We start from the raw sequence: 19,466 nt of genomic DNA, 5'->3' as shown, positions 1-19,466 counted from the left end.
AGCACACAAGTCTCAAGTGGAGACTTGTGTGCTTTTTGACGCCCTTGACCAGAATCGAACTGATAATTGGCCCTTAGGAGGGGTCTGTTATATCCGTTTAACTACAAGGGCGAATCCATTAGTTAGCATAACGCGAGTATTACATAAATTCAAGTGTTCTCATCATTTTCTTTTCTGGACAATTGGATTCTAGTCGTGGAATTAAAACTGTAGTATAATTTGACAGGTATGTAGAGGAGGAATTCGATGAAAACCACTTATGCGGTTGTCGATTTAGAGACAACTGGAACGAATCCTAAAGAGGATCGAATTTTTCAATTTGGTTGTGTATTGATTCAAGAAGGGGAAATCGTTGGCCGGTTTGCAACAGATATTAATCCAGATCGACCGATTTCAAAACAAATCCAACATTTAACACAAGTTGATAATCGAAAAGTAAAACACGCACCTTATTTTGAAGATGTAGCAGAAACGATTTATCAATTGTTGAGCGATACGGTTTTTGTCGCACATAATATTCATTTTGACTATCGCTTTTTAAGTGCGGAATTAATGCGTTGTGGTCTGCCTGAACTAACGCTAAATGGAATCGATACTGTAGAACTAGCACAGATTTTTTTACCCACAGAAGTGAGTTTCCGATTAGGCGATTTAGCTGAAAGTTTAGCATTTACACACGATATGCCTCACCAAGCCGATAGTGATGCGGAAGTAACCGCAAAACTTTTTTTAACTATTGAAGAAAAAATGCGACAGTTGCCGCTGATCACGATGGAAAAAATTACGGAGTGTGCACGTCACTTGTCGATGCAGACCAATCTGTTTATTGAATCAATCTATCGTGAAATGCGAGAAAGCTTACGTCCATTACCAGATCATCTACAAGTCGTAGAGCAGCTTGCGTTAGTGAAACCTGAATATAGACTATACGAATCACCGTCATATACACGTACTTATCCATCTTCAAAAGAAGAAAAAGCCCAATGGTTCAAAGAGCAATTGGGGTATCGTAAAAGCCAGCAATTGTTGATGGATCAAGTCTTTGCTCATTTTAGTGCTCAAACGAGTGATAAAAATTGTTTTATAGAAGCTGAAACGGGCAGCGGAAAAACAGTTGGCTATTTATTTCCAAGTAGTTTTTTGGCGACAGCTAAAAATCCTTTAATTATTAGTACAGCATCGATTTTATTACAGCATCAACTGTTACAACGAGATATTTTACAGCTTAATCAAATTAGTCCATATCCGTTACAAGCGGTTGTTGTGAAAAGCCATAAACACTATCTCGATCTTGAACGGTTCCAAAAAACATTAGGGAAACAGACAGAGATGAAACAATATGCGTTATTTCAAATGATGATTTTAGTTTGGCTGACACAAACTACTACGGGCGATTTAGATGAACTGAATCTTTTACGTTTAGATCATTTGTTTTTTACGCAAGTCACACATTTAGGTGTTGATTTTATCTCGTCCCAATCCGCTTTTTATAATTGGGACTTTTTGCGACGGTTGTATGCGAAAATGCATCAAAGCAATCTGATTATTGTGAATCATGCTTTTTTAGCACATGAATCTAAACGTGATCAGCCGATTTTACCTAAAAGTCCGTACTTGCTTATCGATGAAGCACATCACTTACCAGCGGCTTTAGAACGAGTCGCTACCGTAGCGTTCAATTCTCAACAACTCAATCAAGTGGTTCAAGGATTAAAAGAAAGTAAGTGGCCTCAACAAAACGACCCTCAAGTAGCGCTATTTTTTAGATTGTTAGATCAATTGGATGAAACAAGTCTTCAACTATCCGAATATTTTTATGAGCTAAAACCTGTACAAACGGTAGAATGGATCGTAGAAGATGCGACAAGAGACTCTTTACCGATTGTCGTCGAGCGAACGATCCAACGAGTACAACAAACATTTCGAGATATGTTGACGTTGATTGCCCAATTTGAGGAAGTACTCTTACAAGAGATGCCAGAATATGCAGGAGAAAAAGCAGAACTGTTTGCTCAAGTGAAACAACAGCAACAAGCTTTCCAACATTTTTTCTATACAAATGGACTGTCGCATTTACGACGGATAGTATATACTAAGCACATTCGAAACATGTATTTTGAAACGATTGATCTAAACGCAACCGATATCACCACGAAAAGTTTTTATGCGCGGTATCAGCGTATTGCATATTTAGGGGCTACATTAACAACGCAAGATCGTCCCAATTATTTACCAGAACAACTCGGATTAGCCACTCCTGTTTTGCGTTTGCCTACAGAGTTTGATTATGCAAAACAAGCACGTTTGTTTACTGTTGTAGCACGTCCAACAAGTGATCCAACACAACGGCTAATCGAGCAGCTACGTACGTTGTTTCAACACTACTCAGAATCGATTTTGGTGTTGTTTACTTCTCATGAACAACTACAAGCAGTATACCAAGCACTGCATTTCGAATTTTTACAAGCAGGACGCGAAATCTTAGCACAAGGTATTGGAGGTTCGCGTCAAAAATTATTGAAGCGATTTTCACAATCCAATCAATCGATTTTATTTGGTGCAGATAGTTTCTGGGAAGGGGTCGATTTACCGGGAAATCAGTTGCACCTTTTAGTGGTCACCAAGTTACCATTTGAAAATCCCAAACGTCCACTTGTGCAAGCTAAGTATGCTTATCTTGAATCTTTAGGAAAAAACGCCTTTCAAGCAGAAGCGCTCCCAAAAGCGGTCATGAAACTGCGTCAAGGATTTGGACGTTTGATTCGATCGACGTCAGACAAAGGAATGATGGTCGTGCTTGATTCGCGCTTACTTACTGCTTCATATGGAGCAGACTTTATTCGTTCTTTACCACGAGAATTGCCAGCAGTGAATGGAACGATTCAAGAGGCCGTAGTGGCGATTGAAGATTTTTTTGCAACAAATCAGGAAAAAAATGCCTCAGAATCTAAAAATTTGTTATAATATAACCCATTAGCAAAAGGAGCGAAAACTGGTGTCTACTCATTTATCAAAAAAAGAAAAACGTATCACGATTGTGTTATTTAGTCTCATCGTTGTACTACTAGTTACCATTGCGGGTACTGCGATCATTTATTTGCAAGCGACGCAACCGATGCGTCAAGCGAAAAAAGAAGCAACAGAACTTGCTCAAAAATATGGGAATATTGAAACTGTCGATCAATTTTATCGCTTGAGTAAGAATGGAACTTCTTATACGGTTGTAGGAGAAAATAAACAAAATCAGACGATCGCAGTCTTTATCCCAAAAGATGGTACGAATATCAAAGTGCGTGAAATGCAATCTGGAATCGATCAAAATGAAGCAAAATCAGTTGTTTTGCAAGCACATGCTGATCAAAATGTTTACAAAGAAAATTTAGGGATGCTAAATGATCAACCTGTATGGGAAGTGATTACCAAATCAAAAGATGGTGCATTGAATTATTATTATGTATCTTTTTCTGATGGGAAAATAATCAAAGAACAACAAAATATTTGATTTTTAAGGAGATGGATCGATGAACTTATCAACAAGAGCACAAAATATTGAACCTTCAGCAACATTAAAAGCCTCGACTAAAGCAAAACAATTGCAAGCGCAAGGCAAAGATATTTTAAGTTTAACGGTAGGAGAGCCAGATTTTGCAACTCCTGAAACGATCCAAAATGCTGCAATCGAAGTAATCAAAAATGGAAAAGCAAGTTACTATACAGCAACTGCTGGTATCCCTGAATTGAGACAAGCAATTGTAGAGTATCTAGAAAAATTTTATCACGTAACGTACACTCCCTCGCAAACGATCGTGACCGACGGGGCAAAATATGCGCTCTATTTGGTTTTTCAAGCGATTTTAGATGAGGGAGATGAAGTGATCATTCCAACTCCTTATTGGGTCAGTTATAGTGAACAAATCAAACTAGCACAAGGAAGATCAGTGTTTGTTGAGACTACGAGTGCACAAAATTTTCAAGTGATGGTCGAACAATTAGAGGCTGCTCGTACACCACGGACAAAAGCAATCTTACTAAATTCGCCTTCTAATCCTACAGGAATGATTTATTCTAAACTGCAATTGAAAGAAATTGGAGAGTGGGCAGTCGCACATGACATTTTGATCATCGCTGATGATATTTATGGACGACTAGTATATGGTGAAGAAACATTTACACCAATCGTATCCTTATCTGAAAAAATCAAAGAACAAACGATCATCATCAATGGTGTCTCGAAAACATATGCTATGACAGGCTGGCGTATTGGATTTGCTGTTGGAAATCAAACGATCATTAATGCGATGATCGATATTGCATCCCAAGCAACTAGTAATCCGACTGCAGTCAGCCAATATGCCGCAGTGGAAGCGTTAGTAGGCGATCAAACAAAAGTAGAAGAGATGCGCCAAGCTTTTGAGATCAGACGTAATACAATGTTTGAGGCACTTCAAGAGATACCCGGATTTGACGTCTTATTGCCAGCGGGCGCGTTTTACTTTTTCCCAAATGTTCAACAAACACTTGAATTATGTGGTTACACGGATGTCGATGATTTTGTCGACGACTTGCTGTATGAAGCAAATGTAGCTGTAGTGACAGGCAAAGCCTTTGGAGCAGCCCAACATATTCGTTTAAGCTATGCAGCAGATCAACAGACTTTAGATGAAGCGGTGGCTAGAATCAAAAAATTTGTTGAAAAAAAACAAAAAAAGTAATATCCTTTGAAGGATGACAGTAAAAGATAGGAGAGACACTCGTGAAACAAATACAAATTATCGAAGCAAAACATCACGTTGGTGAAGTGGTACAAATCGGTGCTTGGGTAGCGAACAAACGCTCAAGTGGAAAGATCGCCTTTTTACAATTACGTGACGGAACAGCCTTTTTCCAAGGGATCGTCGTGAAAAGCGAAGTTCCTGAAGAAGTGTTTACTTTAGCAAAAGGGTTAACACAAGAGACCGCTGTATTAATTACCGGCGAAATTCGTGAAGATACACGTTCTAAATTTGGCTATGAGATTGGGGTAACCGCAATCGAAGTCGTAGGAGAAAGCCAAGATTACCCAATCACACCAAAAGAACATGGAACAGACTTTTTAATGGACCATCGTCATTTATGGTTGCGTTCTTCTCGTCAACATGCGATTATGCAAATTCGAAATGAAATCATCCGTGCAACATACGAATTTTTCAATAACAACAACTTTGTTAAAATCGATCCGCCGATCTTAACTGGTTCTGCACCAGAAGGCACGACTGATTTATTTGAAACCAATTACTTTGATCAAAAAGCATACTTATCACAGTCTGGTCAATTGTATATGGAAGCTGCTGCGATGGCCTTTGGAAAAGTCTTTTCATTTGGTCCAACCTTCCGTGCGGAAAAATCTAAAACACGTCGTCATTTGATCGAGTTTTGGATGATCGAACCAGAAATGGCCTTCACGCATCAAGAAGAAAGCTTAGAAGTCCAAGAACAATACGTAGCCTTTTTAGTTCAAAGCGTATTAGATAACTGTGATTATGCGTTAGATGTTTTAGGCCGTGACCGTAGTGTATTAGAAAAATATACAACATTACCATTCCCTCGTATCTCATACGATGATGCCGTAACGTTATTACAAGAAAATGGCTTTGAAGACATTACGTGGGGAGATGATTTTGGTTCTCCGCATGAAACATTTATTGCCAATTCATTTGATCAACCTGTCTTTATTTTAAATTATCCAAAAGCGATCAAACCATTCTACATGAAACCACATCCAACTCGTGAAGACGTAGTGATTTGTGCCGACATGATCGCACCAGAAGGATATGGTGAAATCATTGGTGGTTCCGAACGTGCGACTGATTATGAATTCTTATTAGAACAAATTAAAGCACACGGTTTGGATGAAAATGAATACTCTTGGTATTTGGATCTTAGAAAATATGGCTCTGTGCCACATTCTGGCTTTGGTTTAGGTTTAGAACGTACGGTAACTTGGTTATCAGGTATCGAACATGTTCGTGAAGCCATTCCATTCCCACGTCTTTTAAATCGTATTTATCCATAAAGTAAAAAAGAGGCTGTGACAGAAGTGACCAGCTCCAAGAAACAAGCCGAATCATGCCGATAATAGGTTCATCTATTTCGGTAATGATTCGGCTTGTTTCCTTAGGAGCTACTTCTGGAACGCCGTTTATTCGTTTTTTAGGGGGTGTGACAGACTTTTGTCACACTCCCTTTTTTGTTTTTAATTTTTTTCACAAAAATAACTTGTCTATTTTGGTTAGACATGTTAAAACTAATAGTGTACTGAAAATAAAGAAAATGGGGTATGTGACTATGGGACATTGGGAGAAAATTCAAGTTGGAGAACGCTATGAAGTGAAACCACAGCAATTTAAACGATCGATGACAGGCAAAGTAAACGAAATTCGATCAGAATCCATTGTATTTGAAGTAGAACAATGTGAATGGATCGATCAAGCGACTGCGAAAAAACATCCATTGATCGAAGTAACGTTATTTGATATCAAAAAACCTATCGTCAATAGCTATTTTTTTAGTTAATGTAAAGAAACTACTGGAATCGGTTCTTTCCAGTAGTTTTTTCGTTTTGTGAATTGGAGTTATGGTATAATGGCCCAATGAAGAAAACGATAGTTAGGATGACTGAAATGGAACCGATAATTATTGGGATCGTAACCCATAATAGCAAAGATATTTTCCAAACGTTGGATCACTTTGCTACTTTTTTACCCCATCCAAAATACCAAGTGATTATTTATGATAATGCTTCAGAAAAAGAATACGTGGCGCGTTTGCGACAATATGACTTTGTTCATGTCCTAGAAGGTAGTGAAAATAAAGGATTTGGTCACGGTCATAATCAAATTTTTTTGACGCAACATTCAGCAATTGGTGTTATTTGTAATCCAGATATTTTAGTGACACAAGCGACTTTGGATCAACTGACACGGCTTTTGACAGAAGATCATACGTTGGCAGGTGTCAGCCCTAAAGTATTGAATGAAGATCAGACGACGCAATATTTGGTGCGTCATAAATTAACCGTCTTTGACTATATGCTACGCTTTGTGCCTTTTCGTTTTGTCAAACGACTATTTGAAAAGCGACTAGCAGATTATGAGTGTCGCGCATTGCCAGATGATCAGTATTCCCTGATTCGTATGGGGTCAGGTTGTTTTATGGTGATTGATATTCCAAAATTTCAGTCGATCAATGGATTTGATGAACGCTTTTTTATGTATTTTGAAGACAATGATCTGTGTTTGCGCTTTGAACAAAAAGGGTATCGTCTATTGTATTCTCCTTTTGATACAGTGACGCACTTGTACGGTAAAGGTGCACATCGTAATCCAAAATTGTTTTTGATTTTTTTACAATCTATGGCCAAATTTTTTCATAAATGGGGATGGAGGTTGTTTTAATGGCAACAAAGGTTCAAGTAGTGATTGTCTTATACAATCTAGCTATCGATCAAAGCCCAGCTTGTCAATCCTTTATGAAATACTCTATACCAGAATCGATGCAAGTACTCATCTATGATCATTCAACACAACCGCAACAACATTCAATACTATGTAAAGAAAACGTAACGTATCAACATGATCCACGAAATCTAGGATTAGCTACAGCCTATAATGAAGCATTCAATAGGGCGAAACAAAATCAGTGTGAGTGGTTGCTTGTGCTAGATCAAGACACGTCGTGCACACCTGCTTATTTAGAATTTGCCGTGACGAACCATCCTGATGTAGCTTGCGTGTTGCCTAAAATGATGGACCAAAAGCAACTCTCTCCTGTTTTGGCAGATGAGTATATCGATCGTACAATACGTTATCCAAAAGAAGGGATCACCAAGCAGCGGGTGATGGCGATCAACTCTGGGACGTTATGGTCCATCAAATTTTTACAAGAAATCGGAGGGTTCAATGAAGCTTTTCCTTTAGATTTTTTAGATCACTGGATATTTTTTGAAGTATACGCACGACGACAGTCTGTTGAAGTGACTGGATATACGTTACATCATCAGCTCTCCGTTTTTGCATATGGTTCACTTTCTACTGCTCGTTATCGCTCGATCTTAACAAGTGAAACGCGTTATTATACGCAATATGAAACAACACAATTCACTAGACATCAAAAACAATTGCTTTTAAGAAGTGCGAAACAGTTTTTAACGCTCAAAAACCGCAAGCTTTGGAAAATGACAGTTCGTGAGTGGTACTCACTTTATAAAGGAGTAGGAAAATGATTTCTGTTTGTTTGGCTGCCTATAATGGAGAACGCTATATCACCCAACAAATCGATAGCATCTTGATACAATTAGGTGAACAAGATGAACTGATAGTGTCTGATGATGGGTCGACAGATACAACGTGTGTACTCGTTCAAGCCTATCAGGACCCGCGAATCAAATTGATCAAAGGACCTCAAGAAGGTGTGATTCGAAATGTTGAGCATTTATTGTCTCATGCTTGTGGAGAGCTGATTTTTTTAGCCGATCAAGATGATATTTGGAAAGAAAATAAAATCGAAAGAATGCGAGCAATTTTTTCACAACATCCTGATATTGACGTCGTGGTGAGTGATTTGACGATCGTTGACGAACAAGAACAAATTTTATATCCTTCTTATTTTCATTATCGGAAGGTAAAAGCAGGTTTTTATCGAAATATTTTAAAAAACAGTTTTATCGGTGCAGGGATGGCGATGCGTAAAAGCTTACTTGATCAAGCGCTCCCATTTCCTAAAAATATTCCCATGCATGATATGTGGCTAGGTCTAGTTGCACGCAATCGTGTGTACTTTTTATCTGAACCGTTAGTGTACTATCGTCGACATGAGCAAAATGCCAGTGAAATTCAAACGACAAGTTCTAGTAAACAAAAATTGATTTGGCGTTACAACTTGATAAATGCATTGATTTCTCGCTTAATCTTTAAAAAATGATGCGAATTGATAAAAAAACCTTTTTTTTATCAATTGAAATAGGTAAAATAGAACACGAGATGCTTACGAATAAAAAACAAAGGAGCTTTTTTCTATGAAAGGAATTATCCTAGCAGGAGGTTCAGGGACACGCTTGTATCCACTGACTCGTGCGACATCAAAACAATTGATGCCAATTTATGATAAACCAATGATTTATTACCCAATGTCTACACTCATGTTAGCGGGGATCAAAGAAATTTTAATTATTTCCACACCGCAAGATACGCCTCGTTTTGAAGAATTGTTTGGAAATGGGCATGAATTAGGCCTACATATCGAATATAAAGTACAACCAAGTCCAGACGGCTTGGCTCAAGCCTTTGTTTTAGGTGCGGATTTTATCGGAGACGACAGTGTCTGCCTAGTTTTAGGAGATAATATTTATTATGGTGGCGGCTTGTCTAAAATGTTGCAACGCGCTGCCCAAAAAGAAACAGGCGCAACGGTATTTGGCTATCATGTCAATGATCCAGAACGTTTTGGTGTGGTTGAATTTGATGATGAGATGCGTGCATTATCGATTGAAGAAAAACCAACGCAACCAAAATCAAATTATGCAGTGACTGGACTTTATTTTTATGACAATGATGTCGTGGAGATCGCTAAAAATATCCAACCATCTGAACGTGGTGAGCTTGAGATCACAGATGTCAATAAAGTCTACTTAGAACGCGGAGACTTATCTGTAGAAGTTATGGGACGTGGATTTGCTTGGTTAGATACAGGGACTCATGAATCGTTACTAGAAGCGTCAACGTTTATCGAAACGATCGAAAAACGCCAAAACCTAAAAGTAGCGTGCTTAGAAGAAATTTCTTATCGTATGGGCTATATCACAAAAGAAGAATTGAAAGAACTCGCACAACCGTTGAAAAAAAATCAATACGGTCAGTATTTATTGCGATTGATTGAGGAGTAAGACTGTGGGAAAAATTAACGTAACCGATACAAAATTACAAGACGTAAAAATTATTGAACCAGCTGTTTTTGGCGATCATCGTGGCTTCTTTACTGAAAGTTACTCACAAGAAGATTTCCATGCAGCAGGTATCACGCATGATTTTGTCCAAGATAATCATTCGTTATCGACACAACCTGGTGTGATTCGCGGCTTGCATTTCCAAAAAGGTGATGCCGCACAAACAAAATTGATCCGTGTGGTCACAGGTGCTGTGCTAGATGTGATCGTCGATATTCGGAAAGGTAGCCCCACATATGGTCAGTGGGAAGGGTATATCCTATCTGAGCACAACCATCGTCAATTATTGGTTCCTAAAGGATTTGCACATGGATTTATGACATTGACCGATAATGTGAATTTCATGTATAAATGTGACAATTATTATAACGCAAAAGCAGATGGCGGGATCGCTTTTGATGACCCAAATCTAGCGATTGATTGGCCAATGGATCTGACTAAAGCTGTATTATCGGATAAAGATAAAGAACATCCAACATTAAAAGAATTTGAAGCAGAAAACCCCTTCGTTTATGGGGAAATTTAAGGAGTCTATATGAAAAAGATTATTGTAACCGGTGGAGCAGGGTTTATCGGCTCGAATTTCGTTCATTACGTGGTGAACCATCATCCTGAAGTTCACGTCACTGTATTAGATAAATTAACTTATGCGGGAAATAAAGAAAATCTAGCTGGCTTACCAGAAGATCGTGTTACCCTTGTGGTAGGCGATATTGCGGATATGAGCGTAGTAGAACCTTTAGTCAAAGAAGCGGACGCAGTGGTACATTATGCAGCAGAATCGCACAATGACAATTCATTAAAAGATCCATATCCATTTGTCCATACGAACTTGATTGGAACATATACGTTGATCGAAGCATGTCGCAATCATCAAGTCCGTTACCATCATGTATCGACGGATGAAGTGTATGGCGATTTACCATTACGTGAAGATCTTCCAGGTCATGGTGAAGGGGAAGGCGAAAAGTTTACTGATCAAACGCCTTACAATCCATCAAGTCCATACTCGTCTACAAAAGCCGGATCAGATTTATTAGTGAAAGCATGGGTTCGTTCATTTGGATTACAAGCGACGATCTCAAACTGTTCAAATAACTATGGTCCTTATCAACATATTGAAAAATTTATTCCACGCCAAATTACGAACGTCTTAAGCGGTATTCGTCCAAAGCTATACGGAGATGGAAAAAATGTTCGTGACTGGATCCACACAAATGATCATTCTTCAGCAGTTTGGGCAATCCTAACAAAAGGTCGTATCGGGGAAACTTACTTGATCGGCGCTGACGGTGAAGAAGACAACAAAACTGTGATTGAATTGATTTTAGAATTGATGGGACAACCAAAAGACGCGTATGATCACGTCAATGATCGTCCAGGGCATGATTTACGTTATGCAATCGATTCAACTAAATTACGTGAAGAATTGGGTTGGACACCAGAATTTACGAACTTTGAATCTGGTTTAGCTGACACGATCAAATGGTATGAAGCAAACGAAGCATGGTGGAAAGCTGAAAAAGACGCAGTTGAAGCAACGTATGCGAAAAATGGCCAATAATTAAATGATGCGGAAAGGCAGGAAGCTTCCTGCCTTTCTTTATGAAAAGGAGCAAAAAAGATGATTTTACTTACAGGTGGAAATGGACAATTAGGAACAGAATTGCGTCATCTTTTAGATGAGCAAAGCCTAGACTATATATCGACAGATTCAACAGAACTAGATATTACGGATGAAGCGAAAACATTAGCGTTTATTAAAGAACTAAACCCAAGTGTGATTTACCATTGTGCAGCATATACGGCAGTTGATAAAGCAGAAGATGAAGGTAAAGCATTGAACGAACTTGTCAACGTAGCGGGTTCAAAACACGTCGCAAAAGCCGCAGAAGCAGTTGGCGCAACCCTTGTGTATATCAGTACGGACTACGTGTTTGATGGGATGAAAAAAGATGGCGAATACGCAGTTGATGATGAAACGAATCCATTAAATGAGTATGGACGTACAAAATTAGCAGGAGAAGAAGCTGTTAAAACGTATGCGAGTAAATACTACATTATTCGTACGTCTTGGGTGTTTGGGCAATATGGTCACAACTTTGTCTTCACGATGCAAAAATTAGCACAAACACATCCTAAATTAACCGTTGTGAATGATCAGTTTGGACGTCCAACGTGGACGCGTACTTTAGCTGAATTTATGACGTATTTAGTAGCACAACAGGCAGAATATGGTGTTTATCACTTATCCAATGATAATCGTGCAACATGGTTTGATTTTGCGACAGAGATTTTAAAAGATGAAGCTGTAGAAGTTGCACCTGTAACTAGCGATCAGTTTCCACAAAAAGCCACTCGTCCGCAATATTCTGTAATGGACCTGTCAAAAGCCAAAGCTACAGGATTTGTAATTCCAACTTGGCAAGAAGCATTAGCACAAATGCTAAAAGGCTAAGCCGATGGAAAAAGAGAAAATCGCATTGTTTGAACGAACGTTTTGGATGGAAAATAAAGGGAAGATTCTCACGCTCTTTGGATTATATCAACTCGTATGCTTGACGATTGGATCAAAAGATTATGCGTATATCGATGATGTTCTTCGCCAAAATACAGGAATAACCGATTTTGCTGCAAGTTATTCACGTTGGGGAAGCGAGATTTCTTCTTGGGTGTTACAAGGAAGTCGACATTTAACTGATCTGGGAAATATGTCTTTTTTTGTAACTGGGACACTGCTTACGTTATCTAGTGTGTGTTTAACGTATATCCTTGCGGGGAATCGACCTTCATTTGGAGCGATGCTTGCTTCGAGTTTACTTGGGCTGAATCCGTGGATGTTACAAATGATTAGTTTTCGTTTTGATAGCCCGTATATGGCATTGAGTATACTCTTCTCCATTCTTCCCTTTTTATTTTGGCGTTTTAGTAAAGGGTCATTTTTTATCGCAAGTCTTTTAGGAGTCTTTTTGATGTGCAATACCTACCAAGCTTCGTCCGGGATTTATCTAGGTGTATACTTGACCTTAGCCGCACGCGAATTTTTATTTGCGCAGTTTGAGATTCGTGCATTTTTAAGTAAGTTAGGGGTAGCAGCAAGTAGTTATTGCCTTGCGCTTATTGCTTTTTTCTTCGAATCTTCGCTAAATCCAGAAATCGCAAACCGTGGGAATACGGTCGCTGTAGCGAAAGCTGCAGATCTTCCAGCGACCTTTTTGCATAATAGTCTTGTTTATTTTCATACGGTTTGGGATTATTCAGCTCGAATCTGGCAAGTGATCACGGTAGTTATGATCCTTTGTTTTGTAGTCTTAGTTGTGAAACGAACGCGTCAACCAAAATGGATCGCCTTGCTGTTTACAGGCGTGTATCTAGCTTGTTTATTTATCTTTAGTTACGGTGTGCTTTTAATTTTTAGTGAACCTCTTGTGACGATTATGCCACGATATGGTGTTGGGATCAGTATCTTTTTTGCTAGTTTAGGAATTTTAGTTGGACAACAGGCACTTGAGAGTAAGCGACTTCGTTTAGTCGGATGGATACCAAGTCTTTTAGTAGTTTATTTTATGAGTTTTAGTTTTACATATGCCTCTACTTTAAACTACCAGCAGCAATCATTTGAGCAACAAGGGCAACGATTAGCCGCAGATTTGTCTTTAGCCGTTACCAACGAACGTCAAGAAGTCTGGATTAGTAATTTGTTTAAGGATAGCCCGCTTTTAGAAAGTACAAGTATTAATTATCCGATTATCAAGCAATTGGTGCCACGAAACGGAGACATGAGTTGGTTTAATTTGATGTTATTCCAACGTATGAGCAATATGGACATGTCTTTACAACCATATGACTTTACGGATTTTGATACTGCGGAAAAAGAGCAAGTCGTTTCAAATTATTTTTGGGATATTTATGTAGATTCTCAACGTGTGTATGTAATTATGAAGCGCTAAGAAAACATCAACGAACTTTTTATGAAGTTTGTTGATGTTTTTTTAAGTTAAGTAAATTCCGTTGTGTTATATGAATAGAATTAGTATAATAGAAAGGCAATTTATATAGAGAAGGTGATAGTTATTTTATTGACTGTAGGAATCAGTTTAGTGATATTAGGCTTTTTAGAAAAGCCTAAGCGAAACATGAATACATATGCACTGTTTGCTTGGTTTGCTTTAGCTGAGATTGTAACAAACTTTTTTGTTTGGAAGCGTTTCGGATTGCCGTTCATGCATAAAATCAGTCTATTAGTCCCATTTCCGCCAAATGAAAATCATACATTGGCTGTGGGCTTGGTATTCTTTTTTATGTTTGGGGTGTATTACTTAGGGCGCTATCTTTTAGAATATTTGCCAAAAGTTCAGTTGAAGTGGACGTTGAAATATAGCTTTAGTGCAGTTATCATTGGAATCGGTATCTTTTTGAGTACCTTATTTTTCTTTTCAAGTGATTGGGCAATGAGTTACTTTGGAAACTTACGTTTTGATCAAATCGTGTTTACGTTGAGCCAACCGTTAGAAGGTAGTGACAATACGCATCTATTTGCATATCTAAAAGGCCCTTTACTTAACAGTGCTTTTCTAACGATTTGGTTATCGTTACCATTTCTTTATATCCTTCAATATTTTATTGATCGTCGTAAACAGAAAACTCATTGGTATCTAAAACCAGTCACGTTAGTCGGTATTGTACTTGTTTATGTGTTTACCATGACTGGGTTAGGTATTCATGCACTAGGATATGCGGATGTGAAAGCTTATTATTTTGAAAAAACAAAAATTTATGACGAATCGTATGTCGATACGAAACAGACTGAAATTGTTTTTCCAGAAAAAAAACGTAATTTGATCTATATTTATTTAGAATCAATGGAAAATACGTACGCTGCTAAAGAAAATGGTGGTGCAGAAGATAGAAGTTTAATTCCTAATTTGACGAACTATGCGTTGAATGAAGGAACTAGTTTTTCAAATACCGATCAGCTTGGCGGCATGATTTCAATCCCTGGTGCCAATCAAACAGTAAGTTCGATGTTTGCACAAACGTCAGGTCTGCCGTTACGAACGAGCGGTGGGATCGATGTCAATGATTACGGCGGCAAAGGAGATAGTTTCATGCCGGGGGCGTATGCTTTAGGAGAAGTATTACACGATGAAGGATATAACCAGATGCTTTATATTGGATCACCAGCTTCATTTGGTGGACGAGATAAGTATTTTATGAATCATGGTGAATACGAGATTAGAGACTATTTTTGGATTAAAGGACAACAACTGATTCCACAAGACTATTCTGTTTGGTGGGGAGTAGAAGATGAAAAGTTATTCCCGTTTGCGAAAGACTCGATTACAGAGCTTGCCAATAAAGGTGAACCGTTCAACTTTACGATGCTAACAACAGATACGCATTTTGAGGATGGATATGCTTCAGATCAAACACCTAATTTATTTAATGATCAATACCGTAATGTGATCCATTATTCTGATCAGCAAGTATTTGATTTTGTGAATTGGATCAAGGAACAACCATTTTATCCCGATACGACGATTGTCATCGTAGGAGATCATCCGACAATGGATCGGAAATATACTCAAAGTATACCTGACGATTATCAACGCAGTGTTTACAATGTCATCTTAAATTCTCCTACAACAGTTGAAAAATCCAATCAAGAACGCACGTTCAATGCAACAGACATGTTTCCAACGACACTTGCTGCTTTAGGCGCAAAAATCGAAGGAGATCGTTTAGGCTTAGGAACCAACTTGTATTCAGATAAACCGACATTGATGGAAGAACTTGGACAAGATAAATATATCAACGAAATCAGTAAAAAATCTGACTTTTATAACAAAAATATTATCAAAGGAACAGATTACGCGATTGAAACAAAAGAACAAGAAAATAAATAAATAAATGAAATATACGTCAAGCTAACTAGATTAGCTTGACGTTTTTTTTTAATTGACAGTGAAAATATAAAAAAAATCGCATATATTTTTATATAAAAATATTAAAATAAATTCTATTATTTTAATAAAATATTAAAAATGAAAAAATCAACAAAAATGCTTGTGTAATAATGAATTATTAAATAATAACGAAAATTATAATTAGTAAAAAAGATGTAAAATACTTGTGTCTTTAAATATAAATGCTTATTTTTTAAAAATTAAATAACAAAAAATATAGAGGTGACAGTTTTGAAACTCGTTGACATTCACAAATCGATAGCCTAGAATTTATGGTGTACTACAAATTGTTTGTAGCATACAGTTAAAACAATGGAGGTTTGTTCGGATGAAAAAAAACAAAAATGTTCGCCAAGATAATTTATCAGCCGTGAACACGGGATCAAAACGTGTTTACAAAATGTACAAAGCGAAAAAAAATTGGGTCGTAGCACCAGTCTTATTAGCAACTGTTTTGGGTACAATTGGTACAGCTCCGATTTCAGTATTAGCACAAACAACGGATGCAACAACAACAGTAGCAGTTGTAAAAACGTTAGAAGCTGCTAAAGAAGATTCATTGAAAAAATTAGATAGCTTAGTTGAATCTATGACAGCGACACAAATGGATACAGCGAAAAAAGCAATCAATGCAGCGACTTCAAATGAAGCAGTTTACAATGCATTAAAAACAAATGGATACAATGTTGTTGTCAACAATGCGGTAGTGAATTTTGAATCTACTACAGTAGCCAATGCAAACAAAGAATTAGCGAAATTAACAAATATCTCGACTGATTCTTACATGAACAATAACATGACTTCAGTTCAAACTGTAAAAAATGCACAACAAACATTTGTAAATGAGACAACAGTTACAGATACTACAGATAACTTTAAAACAACACAAGCTAAATTCAATACTGTATTAGCGGCTCAAAATGAAGTCGTTGCGCAAAATACAAAAAATGCGCAAACAATGAATGCACAAAATGCAAATGTAGCAACTAAAAAACAAGCTGCAGTAGCTACTGTGAATGGCTTGACTTACTTGTCACAAACAAGAAAAGATGCCTATAATGCACAAATCAATGCGGTAATAGCAAGTGATGCTGGATGGGCAACAACAATCGATAACTTGACAAATCAAGCGATCCAAGAAGACGTGACTGCAGCAAAAGCAGTTGTTGAAGCGAAATTAGCTTCAGCTGATGGTCAATTATTAAGTACTGAAAAACAAGCACAATTTACAGCATCATTAAACCAAGCAACAACTACAGCACAAGTACAAAAAATTGATGCAGAAGTAACAAAAGCGATTGCAGAAGCAAAAGCTGCTCACGATAAAGCTCAATTTGAACAAAATAAAAAAGCATTGATCGGTGCGATCAATAATGATACAACGATCACAGATACAAAAGTAAAAACAGATTTAATCGCTAAAGCCAATAGCGCAACAACTCAAGCAGAGTTAGACAAAGTCAATGCAGAGTATCAAGCGGCAATCAATAACGCAATCAATGAGAAAAAAGACATTGAACAAGTTCGTGCTGAAGGCTTAGCTACAGTAAAAGCATTGCCAAACATCACTGAATTATCTCGCGGAAATTACATTTATGCGATCGAAAATGCATCATCAAAATCAGCAATCAACACTTACGTAGCACAAGCACAAGCTGAAAACAACGCAGCATTAGCGACTGCACGTACAGCAGCGATTGCAGAAGTAAATGGCTATACTCATTTATCAGCAGCAGAAAAAACAGCATTCACCAATGCAATCAATAAAGAAATGACAGTAACTGGTGTTCAAGCGCAAGCTAAAGCAGCAAAAGACAAAGATGCAGCGAATTATTTAGCTACAACAAAAGCAGAAGCTGTAAAAACAGTGAATAAACTTGAATACTTAGACAATACAGAAATGTACGTAAACCAAATCAATGCCGCAACTTCTGTAGATGCAGTAAACAGCATCGTGGATACTGCAGCAGCAGAGAACTTGAAAATGGGTCTAGAAACAACAGATCTTAACCAAGCGAAAAAAGTGGGTCTAGCAACAGTAGACACGTATATGTATTTAACACCATCTGAAAAAGAAGCAGCAGTTAAAGAAATCAATGCAGCTAAATCAGTAGACGGTGTGAAAAAAGTATTGGCAAATGCGGAAACGACAAATGCTGCGAATAAACAAGCTGCCGATGCGGCTAAAGTATTAGCAGATGCAAAAGCGGCTGCAATGAAAACAATCAACGGCTTGTCTAGCTTAACAGAAGCACAAAAAGCAGATTACAACAGTAAAGTAGCTGCAGCAGATACACAAGCGAAGATCGATAAAGTTGTTTCAGATGCACAAGCAGCAGATGCTAAAATCAAAGCAGAAGCACAAGCATTAAAAGAAGCAAAAGAAATGACCATTGCGAACGTGACAAAACTTCCATATTTAACAAATCAACAAAAAACAGATTACGTAGCGCAAATCTTAGCTGCAAACTCAATGAAACAAGTTGAAGAAATCAGCTTAGCAGCGAAACAACAAAACTTAAGCCAAACTACAAATCCTAAAGAATACTATGCGAATGCAGTAGATATCATCAACAATGAATTGACTGCGTTGAATGCAGAGCAACAAAAAGGCTATGTACAAGAGTTAGGTACAGCAACTTCACCTAAATCAATCGAATCAATGAAAGCGACTGTTGCCAAAGCAACTGCACAAAATGCAAAACAATTTGACGAACAGTTGATCAAAGAAATCGATAAAATGATTGCTGCGGGTAACTTAGAAGTAGCAAAAGAAAATGCTGATCTATTAAAAGTTGAAGCAAACAAAACTGCATACACTGCGAAAATCGATGCAGCTATTGCTTTAAGAACAGCAAAAGAAGAAGCACGTAACGAATTGACACAAGCGGCTTACTTAACTCCTGCTGAGAAAAAAGCTTTTGTAAAACAAATCAATGATGCAAAAACAATGGATGAGTTAAATAAAGTGAAAGAAGCTTATACTGCGAAAGCTCCTGCAACTGCTGTACCATTGTACCGTGCATACAACAAAAACAATGGCGAACATCTATATACTGCAAGCAAAGCAGAATACGACCATGTTGTTTCATTAGGTTGGACAGCTGAAGGTACTGCTTGGAATGCAGCAAGCAAAGGCAAACCTGTTTACCGTCTATACAATCCAAACTCAGGTGAACACTTCTACACAACAAATGAAACAGAGTACAACCAAGTTGCATCACATGGTTGGAATAAAGAAGGCGTAGTATTCTACTCTGCTGAAGACAAAGCAGTAAATGTTTACCGCGTATTCAATCCAAATGCAAAAGATGCTGGTTCTCACTTGTACACAGTACATTCTGATGAAGTAAATGGTTTAGTGAAATTAGGTTGGAAAGCAGAAGGAATTGCATTCTTTGGAATGAAATAAGCAGACCAAAAATTAATAAAAAATGGGTAGTCTAGTCTAGACTATCCATTTTTTTAAGAAAAAATTAATAATAACATAAGAAATCCAAAAGAATTGTGTTAAGATAATT

Annotated in this window: 15 protein-coding genes and 1 tRNA gene; 15 read left to right on the top strand and 1 reads right to left on the bottom strand. The window is 37.7% G+C overall.

Annotation, left to right across the window (positions count from 1 at the left end):
* Positions 1 to 39: 39 nt before the first annotated feature.
* A tRNA-Arg gene (locus I573_RS09115) sits at positions 40 to 111 on the bottom strand.
* 135 nt (positions 112 to 246) lie between these two features.
* Here I573_RS09115 and I573_RS09110 point away from each other — a divergent pair.
* The 15 genes from I573_RS09110 (at position 247) to I573_RS09040 (ending at position 19,357) form a co-directional block, all read left to right on the top strand.
* The gene (locus tag I573_RS09110) at positions 247 to 2,964 is read left to right on the top strand and encodes a helicase C-terminal domain-containing protein (protein ID WP_016185302.1); all 2,718 of its coding nucleotides are present in this window, start codon (positions 247 to 249) and stop codon (positions 2,962 to 2,964) included.
* A 31-nt stretch (positions 2,965 to 2,995) separates the two neighbouring features.
* On the top strand, positions 2,996 to 3,502 hold the full coding sequence (locus I573_RS09105) for a cell wall elongation regulator TseB-like domain-containing protein (RefSeq protein ID WP_016185303.1): 507 nt from the start codon (positions 2,996 to 2,998) through the stop codon (positions 3,500 to 3,502).
* Between the two features lie 19 nt (positions 3,503 to 3,521).
* A complete protein-coding gene (locus I573_RS09100; protein WP_016185304.1) occupies positions 3,522 to 4,712 on the top strand; it encodes a pyridoxal phosphate-dependent aminotransferase in 1,191 nt (396 codons plus the stop codon).
* A gap of 41 nt (positions 4,713 to 4,753) precedes the next feature.
* On the top strand, positions 4,754 to 6,052 hold the full coding sequence (asnS, locus tag I573_RS09095) for an asparagine--tRNA ligase (protein ID WP_016185305.1): 1,299 nt from the start codon (positions 4,754 to 4,756) through the stop codon (positions 6,050 to 6,052).
* 272 nt (positions 6,053 to 6,324) lie between these two features.
* Positions 6,325 to 6,552 (top strand): transcription antitermination protein, encoded by a 228-nt coding sequence (locus I573_RS09090; RefSeq protein WP_245555078.1) that lies wholly within the window; start codon positions 6,325 to 6,327, stop codon positions 6,550 to 6,552.
* 107 nt (positions 6,553 to 6,659) lie between these two features.
* Positions 6,660 to 7,433, top strand: coding sequence for a glycosyltransferase (locus I573_RS09085; protein WP_016185307.1), 774 nt, complete (start codon positions 6,660 to 6,662; stop codon positions 7,431 to 7,433).
* On the top strand, positions 7,433 to 8,260 hold the full coding sequence (locus I573_RS09080; protein ID WP_016185308.1) for a glycosyltransferase: 828 nt from the start codon (positions 7,433 to 7,435) through the stop codon (positions 8,258 to 8,260). Before I573_RS09085 ends, I573_RS09080 begins: the two co-directional genes overlap by 1 nt.
* A complete protein-coding gene (locus I573_RS09075) occupies positions 8,257 to 8,958 on the top strand; it encodes a glycosyltransferase family 2 protein (RefSeq protein WP_016185309.1) in 702 nt (233 codons plus the stop codon). Before I573_RS09080 ends, I573_RS09075 begins: the two co-directional genes overlap by 4 nt.
* A 94-nt stretch (positions 8,959 to 9,052) precedes the next feature.
* Positions 9,053 to 9,919 (top strand): glucose-1-phosphate thymidylyltransferase RfbA, encoded by an 867-nt coding sequence (gene rfbA, locus I573_RS09070; RefSeq protein ID WP_016185310.1) that lies wholly within the window; start codon positions 9,053 to 9,055, stop codon positions 9,917 to 9,919.
* A 13-nt stretch (positions 9,920 to 9,932) separates the two neighbouring features.
* Positions 9,933 to 10,505 (top strand): dTDP-4-dehydrorhamnose 3,5-epimerase, encoded by a 573-nt coding sequence (rfbC, locus tag I573_RS09065; RefSeq protein ID WP_035020771.1) that lies wholly within the window; start codon positions 9,933 to 9,935, stop codon positions 10,503 to 10,505.
* Positions 10,506 to 10,514: 9 nt separating this feature from the next.
* Positions 10,515 to 11,543 (top strand): dTDP-glucose 4,6-dehydratase, encoded by a 1,029-nt coding sequence (gene rfbB, locus I573_RS09060; RefSeq protein ID WP_016185312.1) that lies wholly within the window; start codon positions 10,515 to 10,517, stop codon positions 11,541 to 11,543.
* A 60-nt stretch (positions 11,544 to 11,603) separates the two neighbouring features.
* Complete coding sequence (rfbD, locus tag I573_RS09055) at positions 11,604 to 12,437, top strand: dTDP-4-dehydrorhamnose reductase (protein ID WP_016185313.1); 834 nt, start codon at positions 11,604 to 11,606, stop codon at positions 12,435 to 12,437.
* A gap of 4 nt (positions 12,438 to 12,441) precedes the next feature.
* On the top strand, positions 12,442 to 13,929 hold the full coding sequence (locus I573_RS09050; protein ID WP_016185314.1) for a glucosyltransferase domain-containing protein: 1,488 nt from the start codon (positions 12,442 to 12,444) through the stop codon (positions 13,927 to 13,929).
* A 114-nt stretch (positions 13,930 to 14,043) separates the two neighbouring features.
* Positions 14,044 to 15,885, top strand: a complete 1,842-nt coding sequence (locus I573_RS09045) for an LTA synthase family protein (protein WP_245555077.1) — start codon at positions 14,044 to 14,046, stop codon at positions 15,883 to 15,885.
* Positions 15,886 to 16,273: 388 nt separating this feature from the next.
* Positions 16,274 to 19,357, top strand: a complete 3,084-nt coding sequence (locus I573_RS09040; protein ID WP_016185316.1) for a KxYKxGKxW signal peptide domain-containing protein — start codon at positions 16,274 to 16,276, stop codon at positions 19,355 to 19,357.
* Positions 19,358 to 19,466: the final 109 nt, after the last annotated feature.

The sequence above is a fragment of the Enterococcus sulfureus ATCC 49903 genome (genome assembly GCF_000407605.1).
Lineage (GTDB): Bacteria > Bacillota > Bacilli > Lactobacillales > Enterococcaceae > Enterococcus_G > Enterococcus_G sulfureus.
Note: the sequence above shows the minus strand (reverse complement) of the source record. Positions and strands in the feature narration are given on the sequence as shown.